Genomic DNA, 16,029 nt, shown 5'->3' with positions numbered 1-16,029 from the left:
AAGCGATGATGTGGCGCGTGACACGTCCGCCAGCCAGCAGGTTCACGAGCAGCAGGTTCACGACGAGCAGCGAGCGGGACCTCGAGGCGTTGCGCCGCATGCTGCGGATCCGCCGTTTCGAGGAATCAGCGATGGACATCGTGCGCAAGGGCCAGGGCATCGCCGGCTCGGTGCACATCTGTATCGGCCAGGAGGCCACGATCGTCGGGTCCTGCCTGGCGCTGCAGGACGACGACTACATGGTCGGCTACCACCGATCGCACGGGCACCCGATCGCGAAGGGCGCCCCGCTCGGCCCGCTGATGGCCGAGCTGATGGGCCGGTCCACCGGGGTCTGTCACGGCAAGGGCGGCTCGATGCACCTGGCCGACTTCGGCGTCGGCAGCCTGGGGGAGACGGCGATCGTCGGCGCGGGCATTCCGCAGGCCGTCGGCGCCGCCTACAGCGCCCGGGTCCGCGGGACCGACCAGGTTGCGCTCGCGTTCTTCGGTGACGGCGCGGCGAACATCGGCTCGTTTCACGAGGGCCTCAACCTGGCCGCGGCCTGGGAGTTGGGCGTGGTGTTCGTCTGCGAGAACAACCTGTACGCCATGTCGACGGCCCTGACCGACACGATGGCCAGCGAAAGCATTGCGGCCCGGGCCGCCGCCTACCGGATGCCGGGCGTGATCGTCGACGGTCAGGATCTCGCCGCCGTGTACGACACGGTGAGCGAGGCGGTCGAGCGTGGCCGCGACGGGGGCGGCCCGACGCTGGTCGAGGCCAGGACGTACCGGTACCGCGACCACGCCGAGTACGGGAACGTGGACCTCTCGCACCGCCCGGCCGACGAGGTCGAGCACTGGAAGGCGCGCGACCCGGTCGAGCTGTTACGAGCCCGGCTGCTTTCCGAGGGCATCGCCGACGCCGACCTGGCCGTGATCGCCGAAACGGTCGCCGAAGAGGTCCGGGCCGCGGTCGCGTTCGCCAAACAAAGCCCGCAGCCGGCCCCCGAGGAGCTTTTCGACGACCTGTGGGCGACCCCGCTCGAGACGAGCGCGGCGGGGGTTTCCCGATGAGGACGATGAGCTACCGCGAGGCGCTGCGGCTGGCGATGCAGGAGGAGATGCGGCGCGACCCGACGGTCGTCGTCTTCTGCGAGGACGGCCGGTTCTGGACGATGCCGACCAACGGCTTCGTCGACGAGTTCGGCCCGGACCGGGTGCCCGTCATGCCGATCTCGGAGGAGGGCTTCACAGGCGCCGCGATCGGCGCGGCGATGACCGGCCTGCGCCCGATCGTCGACTACACGATCGCGAACCTCATGTACGTCGCGTGGGACCAGATCGTGAACCACGCGGCGAAGAACCGTTACCTGTTCGGCGGCCAGGCGAGCGTCCCGATCGTCTTCCGCGCCGCGATGAAGTACGCCAACGCGACCGCGGCCCAGCATTCCGACCGGCCGTACCCGCAGCTGATGAACGTTCCCGGGCTGAAGATCGTCGTCCCGACGACGCCGGCGGACGCCCTCGGGCTGCTGAAGTCCGCGATCCGGGATGACGACCCGGTGGTCTTCTTCGAGCCGCTGCGGCTGTGGGGCGCCAAGGGCGAGGTGCCGGACGGGGACCACCTGGTCCCGCTCGGCAAGGCGGCCGTCAGGCGGGAGGGCCGGGACCTGACGGTCGTCGCGATCGGCGACGCGGTGCCCGCCGCGCTCAAGGCGGCGGACGAGCTCGCCAAAGAGGGTTCGGAGCTGGAGGTCATCGACCCACGCACCCTGGTCCCGCTCGACAAGGACGCGATTCTCGCGTCCGTCGAGAAGACGGGCCGTCTCGTCATCGCCGACCCCGCGCACAAGACCTGCGGGGCCGCGGCCGAGATCGCCGCGATCGTCGCGGAGGAGGGGTTCTCCTCGCTGCGCGCGCCGATCGCCCGGGTCGTCGCGCCGGACGTGCACCCGCCCTTCAGCCCCGCGCTGGAGCGGCTCATGTATCCGACGCCGGAAAAGATCGCAGCCGCGGCCCGGGCTCTTCTCGCCGGCCCGGCGCCGGCCTCGCAGCCGAAGGAGCTCGCGACCCGATGACCACCGAGGTGAACCTGCCCCAGTTCGGCATGGGGATGACCGAGGGCACCGTGCTGGCCTGGTTCAAGAACGAGGGCGACGCGGTCACCGAGGACGAGGAGATAGCCGAGGTCGAGGCGGAGAAGACCACCGTCGTCGTCGTCGCCCCGGCGACCGGCGTGCTGTCGAAGATCCTGGTCCAGCCGGAGGAGACCGTGCCGGTCTTCACGGCGCTCGCGCTCATCGAAGGAGACTGACGATGGCGGCTCCCGAGGGACGGTCGACCGGCGGCGAGGGCCGGGTCGCCGGCAAGGTGGCGATCGTGACCGGCGGCGGCCAGGTGCCGGGGCCGGGCGTCGGCACCGGCAAGGCGACCGCCCTGCTGCTGGCCCGCCACGGCGCCTCGGTCGTGCTCGTCGACAACGAGCCCGACCGCGCCGAGGTCACCCGCAAGGAGATCGAGCAACTTGGTGGGGCGGGGGTCGTCGTCGCCGGCGACGTCACGGTCGCGGCCGACGCCGAGCGGTTCACCCAGGCGGCGCTCGACACGTTCGGCCGGCTCGACGTGCTGGTCAACAACGTCGGCGTCTCCCGACCCGGCAGCATCCTCGACACGGCCGAAGACACCTGGGACGACCTGCTGCGGATCAACCTCAAGTCGGTCTACCAGGTCTCCCGGTTCGCCATCCCGGCGATGGCCGCGACGGGCGGCGGGTCGATCGTCAACATCTCCTCGATCGGCGCGCTGCGGGCGATCGGCTTCGCCGCCTACTCGGCGGCCAAGGGCGGCATGATCTCGCTGTCCCAGGAGATGGCCGCCGCGCACGGGCCGCAGGGCATCCGGGTCAACGTCGTCGTCCCCGGCTCCGTGCAGACGCCGCGTACCCAGGGCGCCGCCGAGAAGCTCGGGCAGGACCTCGGCGAGATCCAGAAGACCGCGGCCGCCGTCCTGCCGCTCGGTACCGTCACTCACGGCACCGGCTGGGACATCGCCTACGCCGCGCTGTTCTTCGCCAGCGACGAGTCGAGCTGGATCTCCGGCCAGGTGCTCGCCGCGGACGGCGGCGCCAGCGTGACGCTGCCGGCGGTCGCGATGGCGTCCCTGCGTCAGCGCCAGGCGGGCTGACGGCGTGGCCGGCCTGACCGCGCAGGAGCTGTTCGCCGAGTGGGGCGCCGCCTGGGTGACCAAGGACCCGGCCGAGCGGCTGCGTCGGTTCACCGCCTGCTGTACCGCCGACGTCGAGTTCATCCCGCCGGACGAGCGGCCGGTGGTCCGCGGCCGCCAGGCCCTCGCCGAGCACGTCACCGCGTACACCGCCGACTGGCCCGCCGGGGTCACCGTCACGCTTGCCCGCCCGCCCGAGACGCACCACGGCTGGAGCCGGGGATTCGTCCGCTGGACGTTCCCGACCACCACCGCGATCGGCTGCGACCTCATCCGGATCGAGAACGGGAAGATCGCCACGATGCTCGTGTTCATCGAAAGCCCCGAGCAGTGACCGGCCACGAGGGCAGCGCCCGGAAGGTGCGGGAGTCGCTCGGCCACGTCGTCATCGACGCCGACGCCCACCACGTCGAGATCAGCGTCGCGTTCGCCGAGTTCGTCCGGGACAACGGCGGCGGGCACCTGCTGGACGACCCGGCCGTGCGGGCCGTCGGCCTTGCGGACGGCGCGGGCGAGCACGTTCCAGCGCTCGCCGAGCGCCGGCGGCTGCATCTCTCGGCGCGGCCGGTCTGGTGGACGCCGAGCGACACCCTCGACTACGCGACCGTCGCCATGCCGTCGCTGTACCACGAGCGGCTCGGCGAGGCCGGGATCGACTTCGCGGTGGTCTATCCGTCCCGCGGCATGGTGCTGCTGGGAATGGAACGCGAGGAGACCCGGGTCGGCCTGGCCAGGCTCTACAACGAGTACGTCGCGCAGGCCTATGCCGCCTACCGGGACAGGCTGGCCCCGGTCGCGCTCATTCCCGCGCACACCCCGGACGAGGGGATCGCGGCGCTGGAGCATGCCGTCTCGCTCGGCCTGCGGGCCGCGTTGATGCCGTCGTTCGTGTGGCGCCCGATCCCGGCCTTCGCCGACGCGCCGGCCGAGTACCGGTCCCGGCTGCAGCGGATCGACAACTTCGGTCTGGACAGCGACTACGACTACGACCCGTTCTGGGCGAAGGCCGTCGAGCTCGACATACCGCTGTCCTGCCACTCGTCGGGTTTCCGGTTCACCGGTCATTTCTCGCCGTCGAACTACTCCTACGCGGCCGGGCATTTCGGCGCGGTCGGCGAGGGCACGGCGAAGTCGCTGTTCCTCGGCGGGGTCACCAGTCGCTTTCCCGACCTGCGGATCGCCCTGCTGGAGGGCGGCGTCGCCGGCGGGGTCCGGGTCTTCGGTGACCTCGTCTCCCGGTTCGAGAAACGCGGGAAGAACGGCCTCGGCCGGCTCGACCCGGCCAGGTTCGACGCCGCCCAGCTCGCCCGGCTGGCAAAGCAGCACGCGCCCGCGCTCACCCGGTTCGCCCCGGAGCAGCTGATTCCCGGCGTCAACGCCCCAGACGGCCAGGTGGACGACTTCGCGGCCAGCGGGGTCAGCAGCGTCGAGGAGATCCGGGACCAGTTCTGCCGCGGCTTCTACTGGGGCTGCGAGGGCGACGACCCGCTCGTCGGCCTCGCCTACGACCGGCGGGTGAACCCGCTCGGCGCCCAGCTGCGCCCGATGATGGGCTCCGACCTCGGCCACTGGGACGTCCCGTCGTTCACCCACCCGCTGCTGGAGGCCTACGAGCTCGTCGAGGACGGCATTCTCACGCCGGCCCAGTTCGAGGAGTTCGCGGGTGTGAACGCGGTGCGGTTCTACGGCGGCGCGTCGACCGCGTTCTTCGCTGGAACGGCCGTCGCGGCGGACGCGGAACGCATCCAGGCGGCCGACCGTGTCGCCGCATCACAACTGGCGTCGGCCTGAACGGAGCACACGGCATGACTGAGCAGACGGCATGTGAGCAGACGGCATGACGGAGCACCTGACATGAACGTGGAGATGCAGCGGGAGTTAGGCCGGCGCACGCTGGACCTGATCGACCGGCGGACCACCGACCTGGCCGAACACACTATGGAGGAACCGCTCGACGGATACCGCTCGCCGGAGCAGTTCGAGCGGGAACGACGCCTGGTGTTCAGCCGGTACCCGATGTTCGTCGGCCTCAGCGGCGACCTGCCCGAACCGGAGTCGTGGCTGACGTTCGACGCGACCGGCACGCCGATGCTCCTGACGCGGGACGACGACGGCCGGGTTCGCGCCTTCCTGAACATGTGCCAGCACCGCGGTGTCCGGGTCGTCGAACCGGGGCGCGGCACCGCCCGCCGGTTCACCTGCCCGTTCCACGCCTGGTCGTACAGCCTGGAGGGAAAGCTCGTCGGCCTGCCCGGGTCCGAGGGCTTCAACGACCTGCGCCGGGAGGACCGTGGGCTGATCGAGCTGCCGGTACAGGAACGCCACGGCCTGATCTTCGCGGCGGCGCATCCGGACGCGCGGTTCTCGCTGGAGGAGTACTTCGGCGGTCTCGACGAGCATTTCGCGTCCTTCGGCTTCGAGAGCTGGCACTCGATCGCCGCGACCCACCGGCACCCCGTGGCGACGAACTGGAAGGTCGTCTGGGGCACCCACTGCGAGACTTACCACTTCGCCCAATTGCACCGCGCGACCGCCGGCCCGCTGGTCTACAGCAACACCTCGGTCGCGGACTTCTACGGCGACCACGCGCTGATGACGTCGACGATGCGCACCGTCGACAAGCTGCGGGAGACCCCGGAAGAGGACTGGCGCCCGGTCGACGACGGTCAGATCAACCTCAACTACCGGCTTTTCCCGAACCTGAGCTTCTCGGTGGTCGGTGACCGGCTGGAGATCTTCACGATCTATCCGGGGGAGAGCCTGCACGAGACGGTCGCGCTGCACTACGCCTACCGCCGCGAGCTGCCCGCGTCCGACCAGGAGGCGAAGGAGCTGGAGGAGGCGGTCCGCTGGGCCTGCCAGACCGTCGTCGACAAGGAGGACTACGAGATGGCCACCCGCGCGGGCCTCGGGCTGCGCTCGCCGTTCGTCCCGAAGACCCTGGTGTTCGGCCGCAACGAGCCGGTGATGCAGCACATGGCGCGCACCCTGCGCCGCGTCCTCGCAGAGGCTCCGGAATGACCGACGGCGTCAGGCCGGCCGGCCCGCTCGCCGGGCGGGTCGCGCTCGTCACCGGCGCGGCGCAGGCGGCCGGTCGTGGCTATGCCCGCGCACTGGCCGCCGCGGGCGCGCACGTCGTCGTCGCCGACCAGTTTCCGGACGCGGGCCAGGAGACCGTCGGCCTCATCGAGAAGGACGGCGGCGTCGCCCGGTTCTTTCTCCTCGACGTGACCGACGAGGCCAGCGCGCGGGCGGCCGTCGCGTTCGCCGTCGAGACGTTCGGCCGTCTCGACGTGCTGGTCAACAACCCGAACCGTTACCGGGACACGAAGTACACGGCGCTCGCGGAGCTGAGCGTCGAGCACTGGGACACGACGATGGCGGTGATGGTCCGCGGCACGTTCCTGCTCTGCAAGGCGGCGGTCCCCGAGCTCGCGAAGTCGCCGGCGCCGGCCATCGTCAACCACACCTCGTCGGCCGCGTACGGAGTGCGCAACTGGCTGGACTACGGGACCGCCCGCGGCGCCGTCATCGCGATGACGAAGTCGCTGGCCAAGGAGCTCGCCCCGCTGGGCATCCGGGTGAACGCGCTGTCCGTCGGCTCGATGGCGGCCGAGGCGATCTCGCTGGGCGTGCTGGAACGTGAGGAGCAGATGACCGGGACGCCGGAGTTCGGCCTCCAGCTCATCCAGCGCGTCGCGACCGAGGACGACGTGGCGGGCCCGGTGGTCTTCCTCGCGAGCGAGGCCTCCCGCTACATGACCGGCCAGACCATCTCCTACGACGGCGGCAAGTTCTTTCTGGGCTGAGCGCAGGAGGACGCTCGAGGAGGGTTCCGGGGTCCCTGCCGGATCGCCGGAGGCGATCTGGGAGGTCTGCGAGCGCAGCGAGGTCGGAGCCGGAACGCGCGGCGGACGGAGCGAAGCGGAGATGCTGAGCTGTGTTTCTGGAGGTCTCGTGACGGAGCTGACGCCGGCCGAGGTGATGGAGGTGCTCGCCGCGTCCTGGCGCCCGGACGCGATGAGCGACCCGGCGACCGCCGAGCGTTGGGCGACGGTGTTCGCCGACGACATCGTGCTGGTCGAGCCCGAGTCGCTGCCGCATGGTGGTGTGCATCGGGGCCTCGCCGCGTTCCGCGCGGTCCAGGCCGGCATGCGGGCCCACTGGGACCAGCGCATCGAGGCCACCGAGTACTGGCGGTGCGCGCCTGACCTGTTCGCCCTGCGGATCGTCATCCGGTGGACGGCCCGCGCCACCGGCCGCTCGGTGGTCCTGCCCATGATCGACATGATCCGGATTCGCGGCGGCCAGATCGTCGAGATCGAGGCCTACATCCACGACACCAAGGCCCTGCTCGAAACGCTGGACCAGTGTGGCGTCGAGGTCTCTATGAACTCCGGGCCCGGACGGTAACCCGAGACCGCCGACGACGAGAAATGAACGAGGGCTCACTTATTGCTATTCTGTGCCCAGATGGCCCGCCTCGGTCGGTATGACCGCGTACGTGAGCGTGAGGTACCTGATGGACACGACGGCAGCGTCCGCTGACCCGGTTGGCACGACGATCGACGATGCCTGGGTCGAGCACCACTTCGACCACCAGTCGACCGAGCTGGCCAACGACTTCCACCCGACGCTGGCCCGGACCCGGTCGCGCTGTCCTGTCACGCACAGCGACCAGTACGGCGGGTTCTGGGTGGCGACCGGCTACGAAGAGGTACTCGGCGTCGCGCAGGACTGGGAGACGTTCTCCTCCGCGCAGGGCATCACGATCGCGCAGACCGAGAAGCACACGATTCTTCCGGTCACGATCGACCCGCCGCTGCAGCGTGAGTTCCGCCGCGTCATCAATCCATACTTCCGGCCGGTCGTCGTCGCGGAATGGGAGAAGGTCACCCGCGACCTGGTCAACCGGCTGATCGACGATTTCATCGAGCGCGGCGAGTGCGAGTTCATGGACGCGTTCGCCCGCCAGTTGCCGGGGCTGTCGTTCTTCGACTTCGCCCTGCACGCGCCGAAGGAGGACCTCGCCCAGGTCAACGAATGGGCGATGCTGACCTCCAAGCCGGTGCCCGAGGCGCGCGACGCCCTGTTCAAGCTGGCCGGCTGGATTTCTGAGCTGATCACCGAGCGCCGCCGGACCGGCCCGCGCGGCGATGTCGTCGACGCCGTGCTGGCCGCCGAGATCGAGGGCCGGCCGATCACCGACATCGAGGCGATCGGCACCATCCACCTGCTCATTCTCGGCGGCCTCGACACCACCGCCGGCGTGCTCGGCATGGCGATGCTGCGGTTCTGCGCGCACCCGGAGATCCCGGAGTTGCTGCGTAACCGGCCCGACCTGCTGACCAACGCGGTCGAGGAGCTGATCCGCCTGGACAGCTCGTTCATCAGCGTCGCACGCACCGCCACGAAGGACACCGAGGTCGGGGGCTGCCCGATCAAGGCGGGCGAACAGGTTCTCATGTACTGGGCCGCGGCCAACCATGACGAGAACGAGTTCGAGGACCCGGAGACGTTCGACCCAGAGCGCGCCCGCAATCGGCACATCGCGTTCGGAGCCGGCCCGCACCGCTGCGCCGGTTCCAACCTGGCCCGGATGAACCTGCGCATCGCCGTCGAGGAGATCGTCTCCCGCCTGCGCGACATCAGGCTGGCGCCGGACGCCGACATCCACTGGCACTCGACCTACAACCGCGCGCCGCTGGAGGTCCCGATCACCTTCACCCCGGGCCCGAGGCTCTCACCCGTCGACTAGCGAAGGGCTGGGCCGGGATTCGGTCTCTCGAATCCCGGCCCGCCCGGCGATTTCGTCCTACGGGGCTTGGCGGGCGGCGCCGCTGGTGAGCAGTCCGGCGATCTCCGCGTCGGAGAAGCCCCAGGCCAGCAGGGCCTTTCGGGTGTGCTCGCCCGCCGCGGCCGGCGGACTGACCGGCCCGGAAGGCGTGCGGCTGAACCGCGGAGCCGGCGCCGGCTGCACGACGCCGTCGACATCAACGAAGGTCCCGCGGGCGAGGTTGTGCGGGTGGTGGGCCGCCTCGGCGGGCGTCAGTATCGGCGTGAAGCAGGTGTCGGTGCTTTCGAGCAGCTTCGACCACTCGTCCAGCGTCCTGGTCCGGAAGACGCCGGCGAGTTGGTCCCGCGCGGCCGGCCAGGTAGCCGGGTCGCTCTGCCCGCGGACCAGCTCCGCCTCGGCTTCGTCGTCGAGGCCGATGAGCCCCAGGAGCCGGGAGTAGAACTGGTGCTCGCCGGCGCCGACCGCGACGTGCCGGCCGTCGGCGGTCTCGTAGACGTTGTAGAACGGCGCGGCCAGACCCAGGATGTTCTGCCCGGGGTCGTCCGACCAGCTGCCCTCGGCGCGCATCCCGTGCAGCAGCGTGGTCAGCAGCGCGACGCCGTCGACCATCGCCGCGTCGACGACCTGGCCGCGTCCCGAGACGGCCCGCTCGACCAGCGCGGCCAGCACCCCGACGACCAGCAGCATGCCGCCGCCGCCGTAGTCACCGAGCAGGTTGAGCGGCGGTGCCGGTGGCTGCCCGGACCGGCGCAGCGGTTCCAGCGCGCCCGCCAATGCCACATAGTTGATGTCGTGGCCGGGGCTGCGGGCGTACGGCCCGTCCTGCCCGAACCCGGTCATCCGCGCGTACACCAGGCGCGGGTTGCGGTCCAGGCAGAGATCCGGGCCCAGCCCGAGCCGCTCGGCGACGCCGGGCCGGAAACCCTCGACCACGACGTCGGCTCCGTCGATGAGCCGCAAGGCCGCCGCGACCCCGTCCGGATGCTTCAGGTCGAGCGCTACCGACGGCCGCCCGCGGGTCACCAGGTCGTGACGCCGATGCCCGCGCAACGCTCGCTCGGTGGCGCTCTCGTCGTCCCCGGTCGCGACGTCCTCGACCCGGGCCACCCGGACGACCTCGGCGCCGAGATCCGCGAGCACCATCACGCCGAACGGCCCCGGCCCGCGTCCCGCGAGCTCCACCACCCGCACGCCAGCGAGCGGCCCACCCCGCGGCCGGCCACCGGCACCGTCGATCACGCTTCCGGAAGGAGTCTCCACAGGTAGAGGAGTGTACGTTCACTTACTCCGACGCGCCGGGATCGTCGGTTCGGTTGCCCGTCGGGTCGGCGGGTGGCAAGACTTTTCTTGCTTTCGTGGGCGCGGCCCGGACCGCCATGGTTGCCGGGAGCCGCCCGACGCGCGGGAGGTCGCCATGACCGGTACGCCGGAGCCCCAGGCCGGGCACTCGAACGAGGGAGTGCCGGGCGACGGGGCAAAGATGTTCTTCTTCGACTCCAACACGCTGCCCTACAGGAGTAACGAGGAGGTCGCGCACCTGTTACCCGAGGACCAGCGCGACGAGTTCCTCGACTCCGTGGGCCGTGACCTGGTGTCGACGACGATCCTGTACTCGCCGACGATGACCGTCGTCCGGTCGCGGGTCGGCCCGGGTGCCCTGGTCCGGCCGCACCGGCACGGCACGAACCAGCTGACCTACCTGCTCGCCGGCGAGCTGCGCTACGGCCGGCGGGTGACCAGGGCCGGGCAGGGCGTCTTCAGCCCGAATCAGAAGTACACCTGGGTCGCCGGTCCCGAGGGTGCCGAATGGATCGAGATCCACGACGGCCACCCGAAGGCCTACCAGCTCGACTGACCCCGCCGCCGCGGCGATCATGCCCCGGAGGCTGGGGAGCGGGAGTCACTCACGCAGGCGGGCGGCGTAGTCGGCGCGCCCGGCGGCGTCGATGAGCTCCAGGCGGAAGCCGTCGGCGCGGACGAGGTAGGCGAACAGGGTGGGCCGGCCGTCGGCGTCCGGTTTCGTCATCTCCAGGCGCCAGCCCTCCGCGGCCAGCCGGGTGATGTCGGCCGCCAGGTCGTCGGTCCAGTAGGCGAAATGGTGGACCCGGGGGCCGGCGGTCGCCCAGATCGTTCCGGCTCGGCCCTCGATCAGGTCGAGGTGGATCGGGCCCTCGCGGCTGACGCAGGAGCGCGGCCTGGGGTTCGGGACGCCGTCGACGGTGTGGAACAGGCCCTCGCCCGTCGTGGGCGTCGTCCAGGTCAGACCCAGCGCGGTGGCCAGCTCGCGCATGGAGGCGCCGAGATCGTCGGTGGTCACGCCGATGTGAAAGGGCACCGCGTCCATGAAAGCTCCGCTCTGCCGGTGCGAGCCCGAGGTTGGCCACGCTGTTGTTGACCATCGAGAACGACCGGCGTTACCTTCCTCACGTTGAATGCAAGGCTATCCTTGCTTCGCTTGGCGGGAGGGTCAGATGGCGACGGTCCAGACGTCCACGTTCGATCACCTCGCACCCGAGGTCGCCGGCCCGCGTTACTGGGACGCGGTGCGCGAGCTGGCCAGCGTCGGCCCGCTGACCTGGGTCAGCAGCAGCGGCGGCTACTGGGCCGCGACCTCGTTGGGCCTGGTGCTGCGCATCGCCCAGGACTGGGAGTCGTTCACCTCGACGCAGGGTGTGTCGATCACCAGGCCGGGGTTCGACCTGATGCCCCAGCTGGTGCCGATCGAGCTGGACCCGCCGCGCCAGCGGGCCTACCGCCGCCAGGTCAACCCACACCTGACGGTGAAGGCGCTCGCCGACCTGGAGGACCGGATCCGCGGGGTCGCCGACGAGCTGATCGACGGCTTCGCCGAAGCCGGGACCTGCGACCTGGCGGTCGACTTCGCCCGCCCGTTCCCGGGCACAGTGATGTTCCGTCTGCTGTTCCAGACCACCGACGAGGACTTCCGGATCGCCGAGCCCGCCGCCCGCGCCATCAGCTTCGAGTCGGACCCCTACCGGACCGCGGCCGGCGCCGGCGTCCTACGCCAGTGGGCCGCCGGCCTGTTCGCGAGCCGCGGCACCGAGCCGACCCGCGACGACGTCGTGACCGCCGTCCAGCGGCTGAACGACGGCTTCCGGGGCGGCCAGGACGAGGGGTCGGACGAGCCGTTCGTCGACCACGAGTTCCTCTCCGGCCTGCAACTGCTCATCCAGGGCGGGATCGGCACGTCCGCGAGCGCCATCGGCGCGACGATGCGCATTCTCGCCGAGCAGCCGGACCTGCAGGCGGCGGTCCGGGCCGACCTCTCCCTCGTCCCGGCGCTGGTCGAGGAGTGCATCCGGCTGGAGACCCCGCTGCCGCTGATGTTCCGCACGGCGACGAGCGACGTCGAGATCGCCGGCCGCCTGGTCAGGAAGGGCGAGAAGGTGGGGCTGTTCTTCGGCGCGGCCAACCGTGATCCGAACGTGTTCGAGCGGCCCGACGAGGTCGTCCTGAACCGGCCGCGCAACCGCCACCTGACGTTCGGCGCCGGCCCGCACCGCTGCGTCGGCTCGAACCTGGCCCGGCTGCAGATCAGGGTCGCGGTCCGCCGGCTGCTCGAACGGCTCGGGCCGTTCCACATTCCCCCCGGCGCCGAGGTGACCTACTTCAGCCTCCAGGCGCGCGGCCCGGCGTCGGTTCCGCTTGCCTTCGAGCCCGTCTGATGACAGCCGAGCCCGTCTGATGACAGCCGAGCCTGTCTGATGGCGGCCGAGCCGGCCGGCGGCGCATCCCCGAGGGGGCCGAGGGCCATGCTGCTTACGCTGGCTGGGTGACCACACGGCAGGGCGCGCGCGCAACGACCCGGGACCGCATTCTCGAAGCGGCGATGGACGTCTTCGCCGAGTCCGGCTTCAGCGGCGCCACGATCAGCGAGGTCGAGCGCCGGGTCGGCCTCGCCGTCGGCACCGGCAGCCTCTACCGGCACTTCCCGTCGAAGGAGGCGCTGCTCACGGCGGCCGTCGACCGGGAGGTCAGCCGGCTGCGCGACGAGATGGCGCAGGCCAGGGCCGGGCTGCCGGCGTCGGGCGACCCGGCCGAGCACCGGCTGCGCACCTACGAACAGCTGCTGCACGACGTGCGCCGCTTCGACCGGCTGTTCCGCCTCATGCTCAACGAGGGGGACAGGGTGCCGGAGCTGCGCACGGCGATCTGGACGGCGCTGGCGCGCCCGGTCCTCGCCGACCCGCGCGGCCAGGACGTCGTCGACGCGATCGCGGTCGCCGCGCTCGGCGGCTACCACCTGTTCTCGACGATGCAGGGCCACCCGTTCAACGGCGTCGGCCAGGACCAGTTCCTGCGCACCCTGGTCGAGCTCACCAGCCCCCGCGACAGCGACAGCGAGTAACAGCGGCGGCAGCGAGTAGCCGCGAGCGCCGCGGGGGCTCCTGGCGGCGGGGCGCCGAGCGCCCCGCCGTGACCTAGGCCAGGACGATCGCGCGTTCGGGGCAGTTGTCGGCGGCCTCGCGGGCCTTGGCCTCCAGCTCGACCGGCACCTCGGGATCCACGACGGACCCGAAGCCCTCCTCATCGAGCCCGAACACCTCGGGGCAGATCTCCCAGCAGCGTGCGTGTCCCTGGCACTTGGCGGCGTCGACCTCGGCCTTCATGGCGCCCCCATCCCTTCGATCGGGCCGCGTCCACGCGGCCGGGCAGGCTAGAACGTAGCGGACAAAGCCCACGGACCGTCCGGGAAGGGGCGGCCGAGGAGATCCATGCTGTAGACGATCCGGCCGGTGACGGCTCCCGCCGGCGTGCTCACGAGGCGCAGCGTGGCCTCGGCCATGGCGTCGTCCGGCTCGACCGGCGCGTTGCCCGCGTTGTGCGGCGCGACGACGGCGACGCCGGGCGTCAGCACGAGTCCGGACGTGCCGAGCGCGTTGACGCTGACGCCGGTGCCCTCCAGCTCGGCGGCGAGGCCGGTCGTCAGCCGGTCCAGCGCGCTCTTGCACATGCCGTAGGGCACGCAGCCGTCGCGGGCCCAGTCCGGGTAGGGCGGGCCGAGCGGGTGGCGGGCCTGCTTGGAGGTGATGTTCACGATCCAGCCCCGGCCGCGCTCGACCATCCCGGGAACGGCCAGCTGGCAGAGCCGGAACGGCGTGTGCACCATCATTCGGAACATCAGCTCGTAACGCCTGGGCGTCACGTCGAGCGCCGGCCCGTAGAAGTTGACGCCGGCGTTGTTCACCAGGATGTCGACCGGGCCGAGCGCGTCCTGCGCGCGGGCCACGATCGTCTCGACGTCGGTGGGCGACGTCAGGTCGGCCTGGATGGCCGCCGCCCGGCCGCCGTTCGCGGTGATCCGCCCGGCCAGCTCGGAGATCGAGCCGGGAAGCGGTGCCGAGCCGGCGTCGAGGGTGCGGGCAACGAGCGCGACCGCCGCCCCCTGCTCGGCGAGCCGCTCGGCGATGTGCGCACCGATGCCCCGGCTCGCACCGGTGACGATCGCGACGCGGCCGTCCAGCGAACCCACGTGGACCTCGCGATCGACTCGTCGGACCGGCCGGCACCAGCCGGGCTCGCCAGCAGCTGCCGGCGAGCCGATACTAACAGAGCGCTCACATACTTACCTGGTCCGATGCGCCCGCGCTGAGCCCGCGATCGTGGTCTCATGGTCCGTCTCGGCGGTGCGCGCGCGGACACCTCGCGGCCGAGGCTGGACGCGGTTAGGCTCGCTTGTGGAGTGAGCGGTTACTGAGCTACTGTCGGGCGATCCGATCCAGCCACCAGCCGGCCGTGCCCGGCGTCACGCTCGCGCCCGCCGCCCCGCGGCCCGGCTCGCGGGCGCCCCGGACGCAGCGGGGCAGCTGACGCGGCAGGGCTGCGCGTCGGCAACGAATGCGCCTGGCAACGAAGACGGGAGAGGTCGTCGATGAGGGTCGCCGTCGCCTACGAGGCCGGTAAGCCGCTCGTGCTTGAGGATCTCCCGATCCCCACGGTCGGGCCGCGCGACGTGCTGGTCCGGATCGCGGCGAGCGGGATCTGCCACACCGACCTGAACGTCATCGAGGGCCGCTCGGCGCTGCAGCTGCCGATCGTGCCCGGCCACGAGGCCACCGGCCTCGTCGAGCAGGTTGGCGCCGAGGTCCGGCGGGTCCGGCCAGGCGACCGGGTGCTCGCCTCGGTGTCGCCGGCCTGCGGCTCCTGCTGGTGGTGCGTCAACGGCATGTCGAACCACTGCGAGCGCGGGCCGCTCGTCCAGACCGCTGCCCGGTTCGCGCTGGACGACGGGCGCACCGCCCGCGCGGTCTGCGGCTGCGGCTCGTTCGCCGAGGCGATGGTCGTGGACGAGGCGAGCGTCGTCGCCGTCCAGACCGACCTGCCCGACGAGCAGCTGGCCCTGCTCGGCTGCGGTGTCACGACGGGCGTCGGCGCGGCGCTGAACACGGCCCAGGTCAGCCCCGGTTCCACGGTGGCCGTGATCGGGTGCGGCGGTGTCGGCCAGTCGGTCATCCAGGGCGCCCGGATCGCCGGCGCGGCCGTCATCATCGCCATCGACCCGGCCACCTCGCGCCGGGAGGCCGCGCTGCGGGTCGGCGCGACGCACGCCGTCGACCCCGACGAGGCGGACCCGGTCGAGCAGGTCCGCGCGCTGACGGGCGGTCGGGGCGCCGACTACAGCTTCGAGGTCGTGGGCCTTCCCGACCTGATGACGCAGGCCTACGCGATGGCGAGGATGGAGGGGACGGTGACGCTGGTCGGCATGCCGGCCATGGGCGCCTCCGTCACGCTGCCCGCGATCCCGGCGGTGTTCTCCGGCAAGAAGCTGGTCGGCTCGCCGGTCGGCGGCTCGCAGATCCTGCGCGACTTCCCCCGCTTCATCCGGCTGGCCGAGGCCGGCCGGCTCGATCTCGGGCAGATGGTGTCCCGCCGTATCAAGCTGGAAGACGTGAACGAGGGCGTCGAGCTGACCCACGCGGCCGAGGGAATCCGCACCGTCATCGTCTAGACCCTCCATCGCCACGGCCGGCCGGGCTGCCCATCGACGGCCCCGGCTTCTTCGGG

General features: G+C 71.4%; 18 protein-coding genes. 14 read left to right on the top strand and 4 right to left on the bottom strand.

What is annotated here, in order from left to right:
• Positions 1–17: 17 nt before the first annotated feature.
• From I6A60_RS09620 to I6A60_RS09575, 10 genes are all read left to right on the top strand, one after another.
• Positions 18–1,058: a thiamine pyrophosphate-dependent dehydrogenase E1 component subunit alpha gene (locus I6A60_RS09620; RefSeq protein ID WP_203015406.1), complete on the top strand. Its 1,041-nt coding sequence runs from the start codon at positions 18–20 to the stop codon at positions 1,056–1,058.
• Positions 1,055–2,062, top strand: coding sequence for an alpha-ketoacid dehydrogenase subunit beta (locus I6A60_RS09615; RefSeq protein ID WP_203015407.1), 1,008 nt, complete (start codon positions 1,055–1,057; stop codon positions 2,060–2,062). Before I6A60_RS09620 ends, I6A60_RS09615 begins: the two co-directional genes overlap by 4 nt.
• Positions 2,059–2,298: a lipoyl domain-containing protein gene (locus tag I6A60_RS09610; protein WP_203015408.1), complete on the top strand. Its 240-nt coding sequence runs from the start codon at positions 2,059–2,061 to the stop codon at positions 2,296–2,298. The genes I6A60_RS09615 and I6A60_RS09610 overlap by 4 nt, the downstream gene beginning before the upstream one ends.
• 2 nt (positions 2,299–2,300) lie before the next feature.
• The gene (locus tag I6A60_RS09605; protein ID WP_203015409.1) at positions 2,301–3,167 is read left to right on the top strand and encodes an SDR family NAD(P)-dependent oxidoreductase; all 867 of its coding nucleotides are present in this window, start codon (positions 2,301–2,303) and stop codon (positions 3,165–3,167) included.
• A 4-nt stretch (positions 3,168–3,171) separates the two neighbouring features.
• Complete coding sequence (locus I6A60_RS09600) at positions 3,172–3,540, top strand: nuclear transport factor 2 family protein (RefSeq protein ID WP_203015410.1); 369 nt, start codon at positions 3,172–3,174, stop codon at positions 3,538–3,540.
• The gene (locus I6A60_RS09595; RefSeq protein WP_203015411.1) at positions 3,537–4,997 is read left to right on the top strand and encodes an amidohydrolase family protein; all 1,461 of its coding nucleotides are present in this window, start codon (positions 3,537–3,539) and stop codon (positions 4,995–4,997) included. The genes I6A60_RS09600 and I6A60_RS09595 overlap by 4 nt, the downstream gene beginning before the upstream one ends.
• 63 nt (positions 4,998–5,060) lie before the next feature.
• Positions 5,061–6,227: an aromatic ring-hydroxylating dioxygenase subunit alpha gene (locus tag I6A60_RS09590; RefSeq protein WP_203015412.1), complete on the top strand. Its 1,167-nt coding sequence runs from the start codon at positions 5,061–5,063 to the stop codon at positions 6,225–6,227.
• Positions 6,224–7,015, top strand: a complete 792-nt coding sequence (locus I6A60_RS09585) for an SDR family NAD(P)-dependent oxidoreductase (RefSeq protein ID WP_203015414.1) — start codon at positions 6,224–6,226, stop codon at positions 7,013–7,015. Before I6A60_RS09590 ends, I6A60_RS09585 begins: the two co-directional genes overlap by 4 nt.
• Before the next feature lie 148 nt (positions 7,016–7,163).
• Positions 7,164–7,619, top strand: a complete 456-nt coding sequence (locus I6A60_RS09580; protein ID WP_203015415.1) for a nuclear transport factor 2 family protein — start codon at positions 7,164–7,166, stop codon at positions 7,617–7,619.
• 109 nt (positions 7,620–7,728) lie between these two features.
• Positions 7,729–8,964, top strand: coding sequence for a cytochrome P450 (locus tag I6A60_RS09575; protein ID WP_203015466.1), 1,236 nt, complete (start codon positions 7,729–7,731; stop codon positions 8,962–8,964).
• A 57-nt stretch (positions 8,965–9,021) separates the two neighbouring features.
• Here the strand turns inward: I6A60_RS09575 and I6A60_RS09570 are convergent, their stop codons facing one another.
• On the bottom strand, positions 9,022–10,263 hold the full coding sequence (locus I6A60_RS09570; protein ID WP_374113380.1) for a CaiB/BaiF CoA transferase family protein: 1,242 nt from the start codon (positions 10,261–10,263) through the stop codon (positions 9,022–9,024).
• Positions 10,264–10,417: 154 nt separating this feature from the next.
• Between I6A60_RS09570 and I6A60_RS09565 the strand changes: the two genes are divergently transcribed.
• The gene (locus I6A60_RS09565) at positions 10,418–10,858 is read left to right on the top strand and encodes a cupin domain-containing protein (RefSeq protein WP_203015416.1); all 441 of its coding nucleotides are present in this window, start codon (positions 10,418–10,420) and stop codon (positions 10,856–10,858) included.
• 45 nt (positions 10,859–10,903) lie between these two features.
• On the opposite strand, the gene I6A60_RS09560 is transcribed toward I6A60_RS09565, so the two are convergent.
• Complete coding sequence (locus tag I6A60_RS09560) at positions 10,904–11,347, bottom strand: VOC family protein (RefSeq protein ID WP_203015417.1); 444 nt, start codon at positions 11,345–11,347, stop codon at positions 10,904–10,906.
• Between the two features lie 127 nt (positions 11,348–11,474).
• On the opposite strand from I6A60_RS09560, the gene I6A60_RS09555 reads away from it, so the two are divergent.
• Together I6A60_RS09555 and I6A60_RS09550 are read left to right on the top strand one after the other, a co-directional pair.
• Positions 11,475–12,689 (top strand): cytochrome P450, encoded by a 1,215-nt coding sequence (locus I6A60_RS09555; RefSeq protein ID WP_203015418.1) that lies wholly within the window; start codon positions 11,475–11,477, stop codon positions 12,687–12,689.
• Between the two features lie 107 nt (positions 12,690–12,796).
• Positions 12,797–13,372: a TetR/AcrR family transcriptional regulator gene (locus tag I6A60_RS09550; RefSeq protein WP_307873607.1), complete on the top strand. Its 576-nt coding sequence runs from the start codon at positions 12,797–12,799 to the stop codon at positions 13,370–13,372.
• Positions 13,373–13,445: 73 nt separating this feature from the next.
• Here I6A60_RS09550 and I6A60_RS09545 read toward each other — a convergent pair whose 3' ends face one another.
• Together I6A60_RS09545 and I6A60_RS09540 are read right to left on the bottom strand one after the other, a co-directional pair.
• Entirely contained in the window at positions 13,446–13,634 is a 189-nt protein-coding gene (locus I6A60_RS09545) for a ferredoxin (protein WP_203015419.1), read from the bottom strand.
• Between the two features lie 47 nt (positions 13,635–13,681).
• Positions 13,682–14,497 carry an SDR family NAD(P)-dependent oxidoreductase gene (locus I6A60_RS09540; protein WP_203015420.1) on the bottom strand — a complete coding sequence of 272 codons (816 nt, stop codon included), beginning with the start codon at positions 14,495–14,497 and terminating at the stop codon, positions 13,682–13,684.
• Between the two features lie 399 nt (positions 14,498–14,896).
• Here I6A60_RS09540 and I6A60_RS09535 point away from each other — a divergent pair, with 399 nt between their 5' ends.
• Complete coding sequence (locus tag I6A60_RS09535; RefSeq protein ID WP_203015421.1) at positions 14,897–15,973, top strand: Zn-dependent alcohol dehydrogenase; 1,077 nt, start codon at positions 14,897–14,899, stop codon at positions 15,971–15,973.
• The last annotated feature ends 56 nt before the right edge of the window (positions 15,974–16,029 follow it).

It is taken from the genome of Frankia sp. AgB1.9 (assembly GCF_016786355.1).
GTDB lineage: Bacteria > Actinomycetota > Actinomycetes > Frankiales > Frankiaceae > Pseudofrankia.
This window is presented reverse-complemented; position numbering and strand designations above follow the sequence as displayed.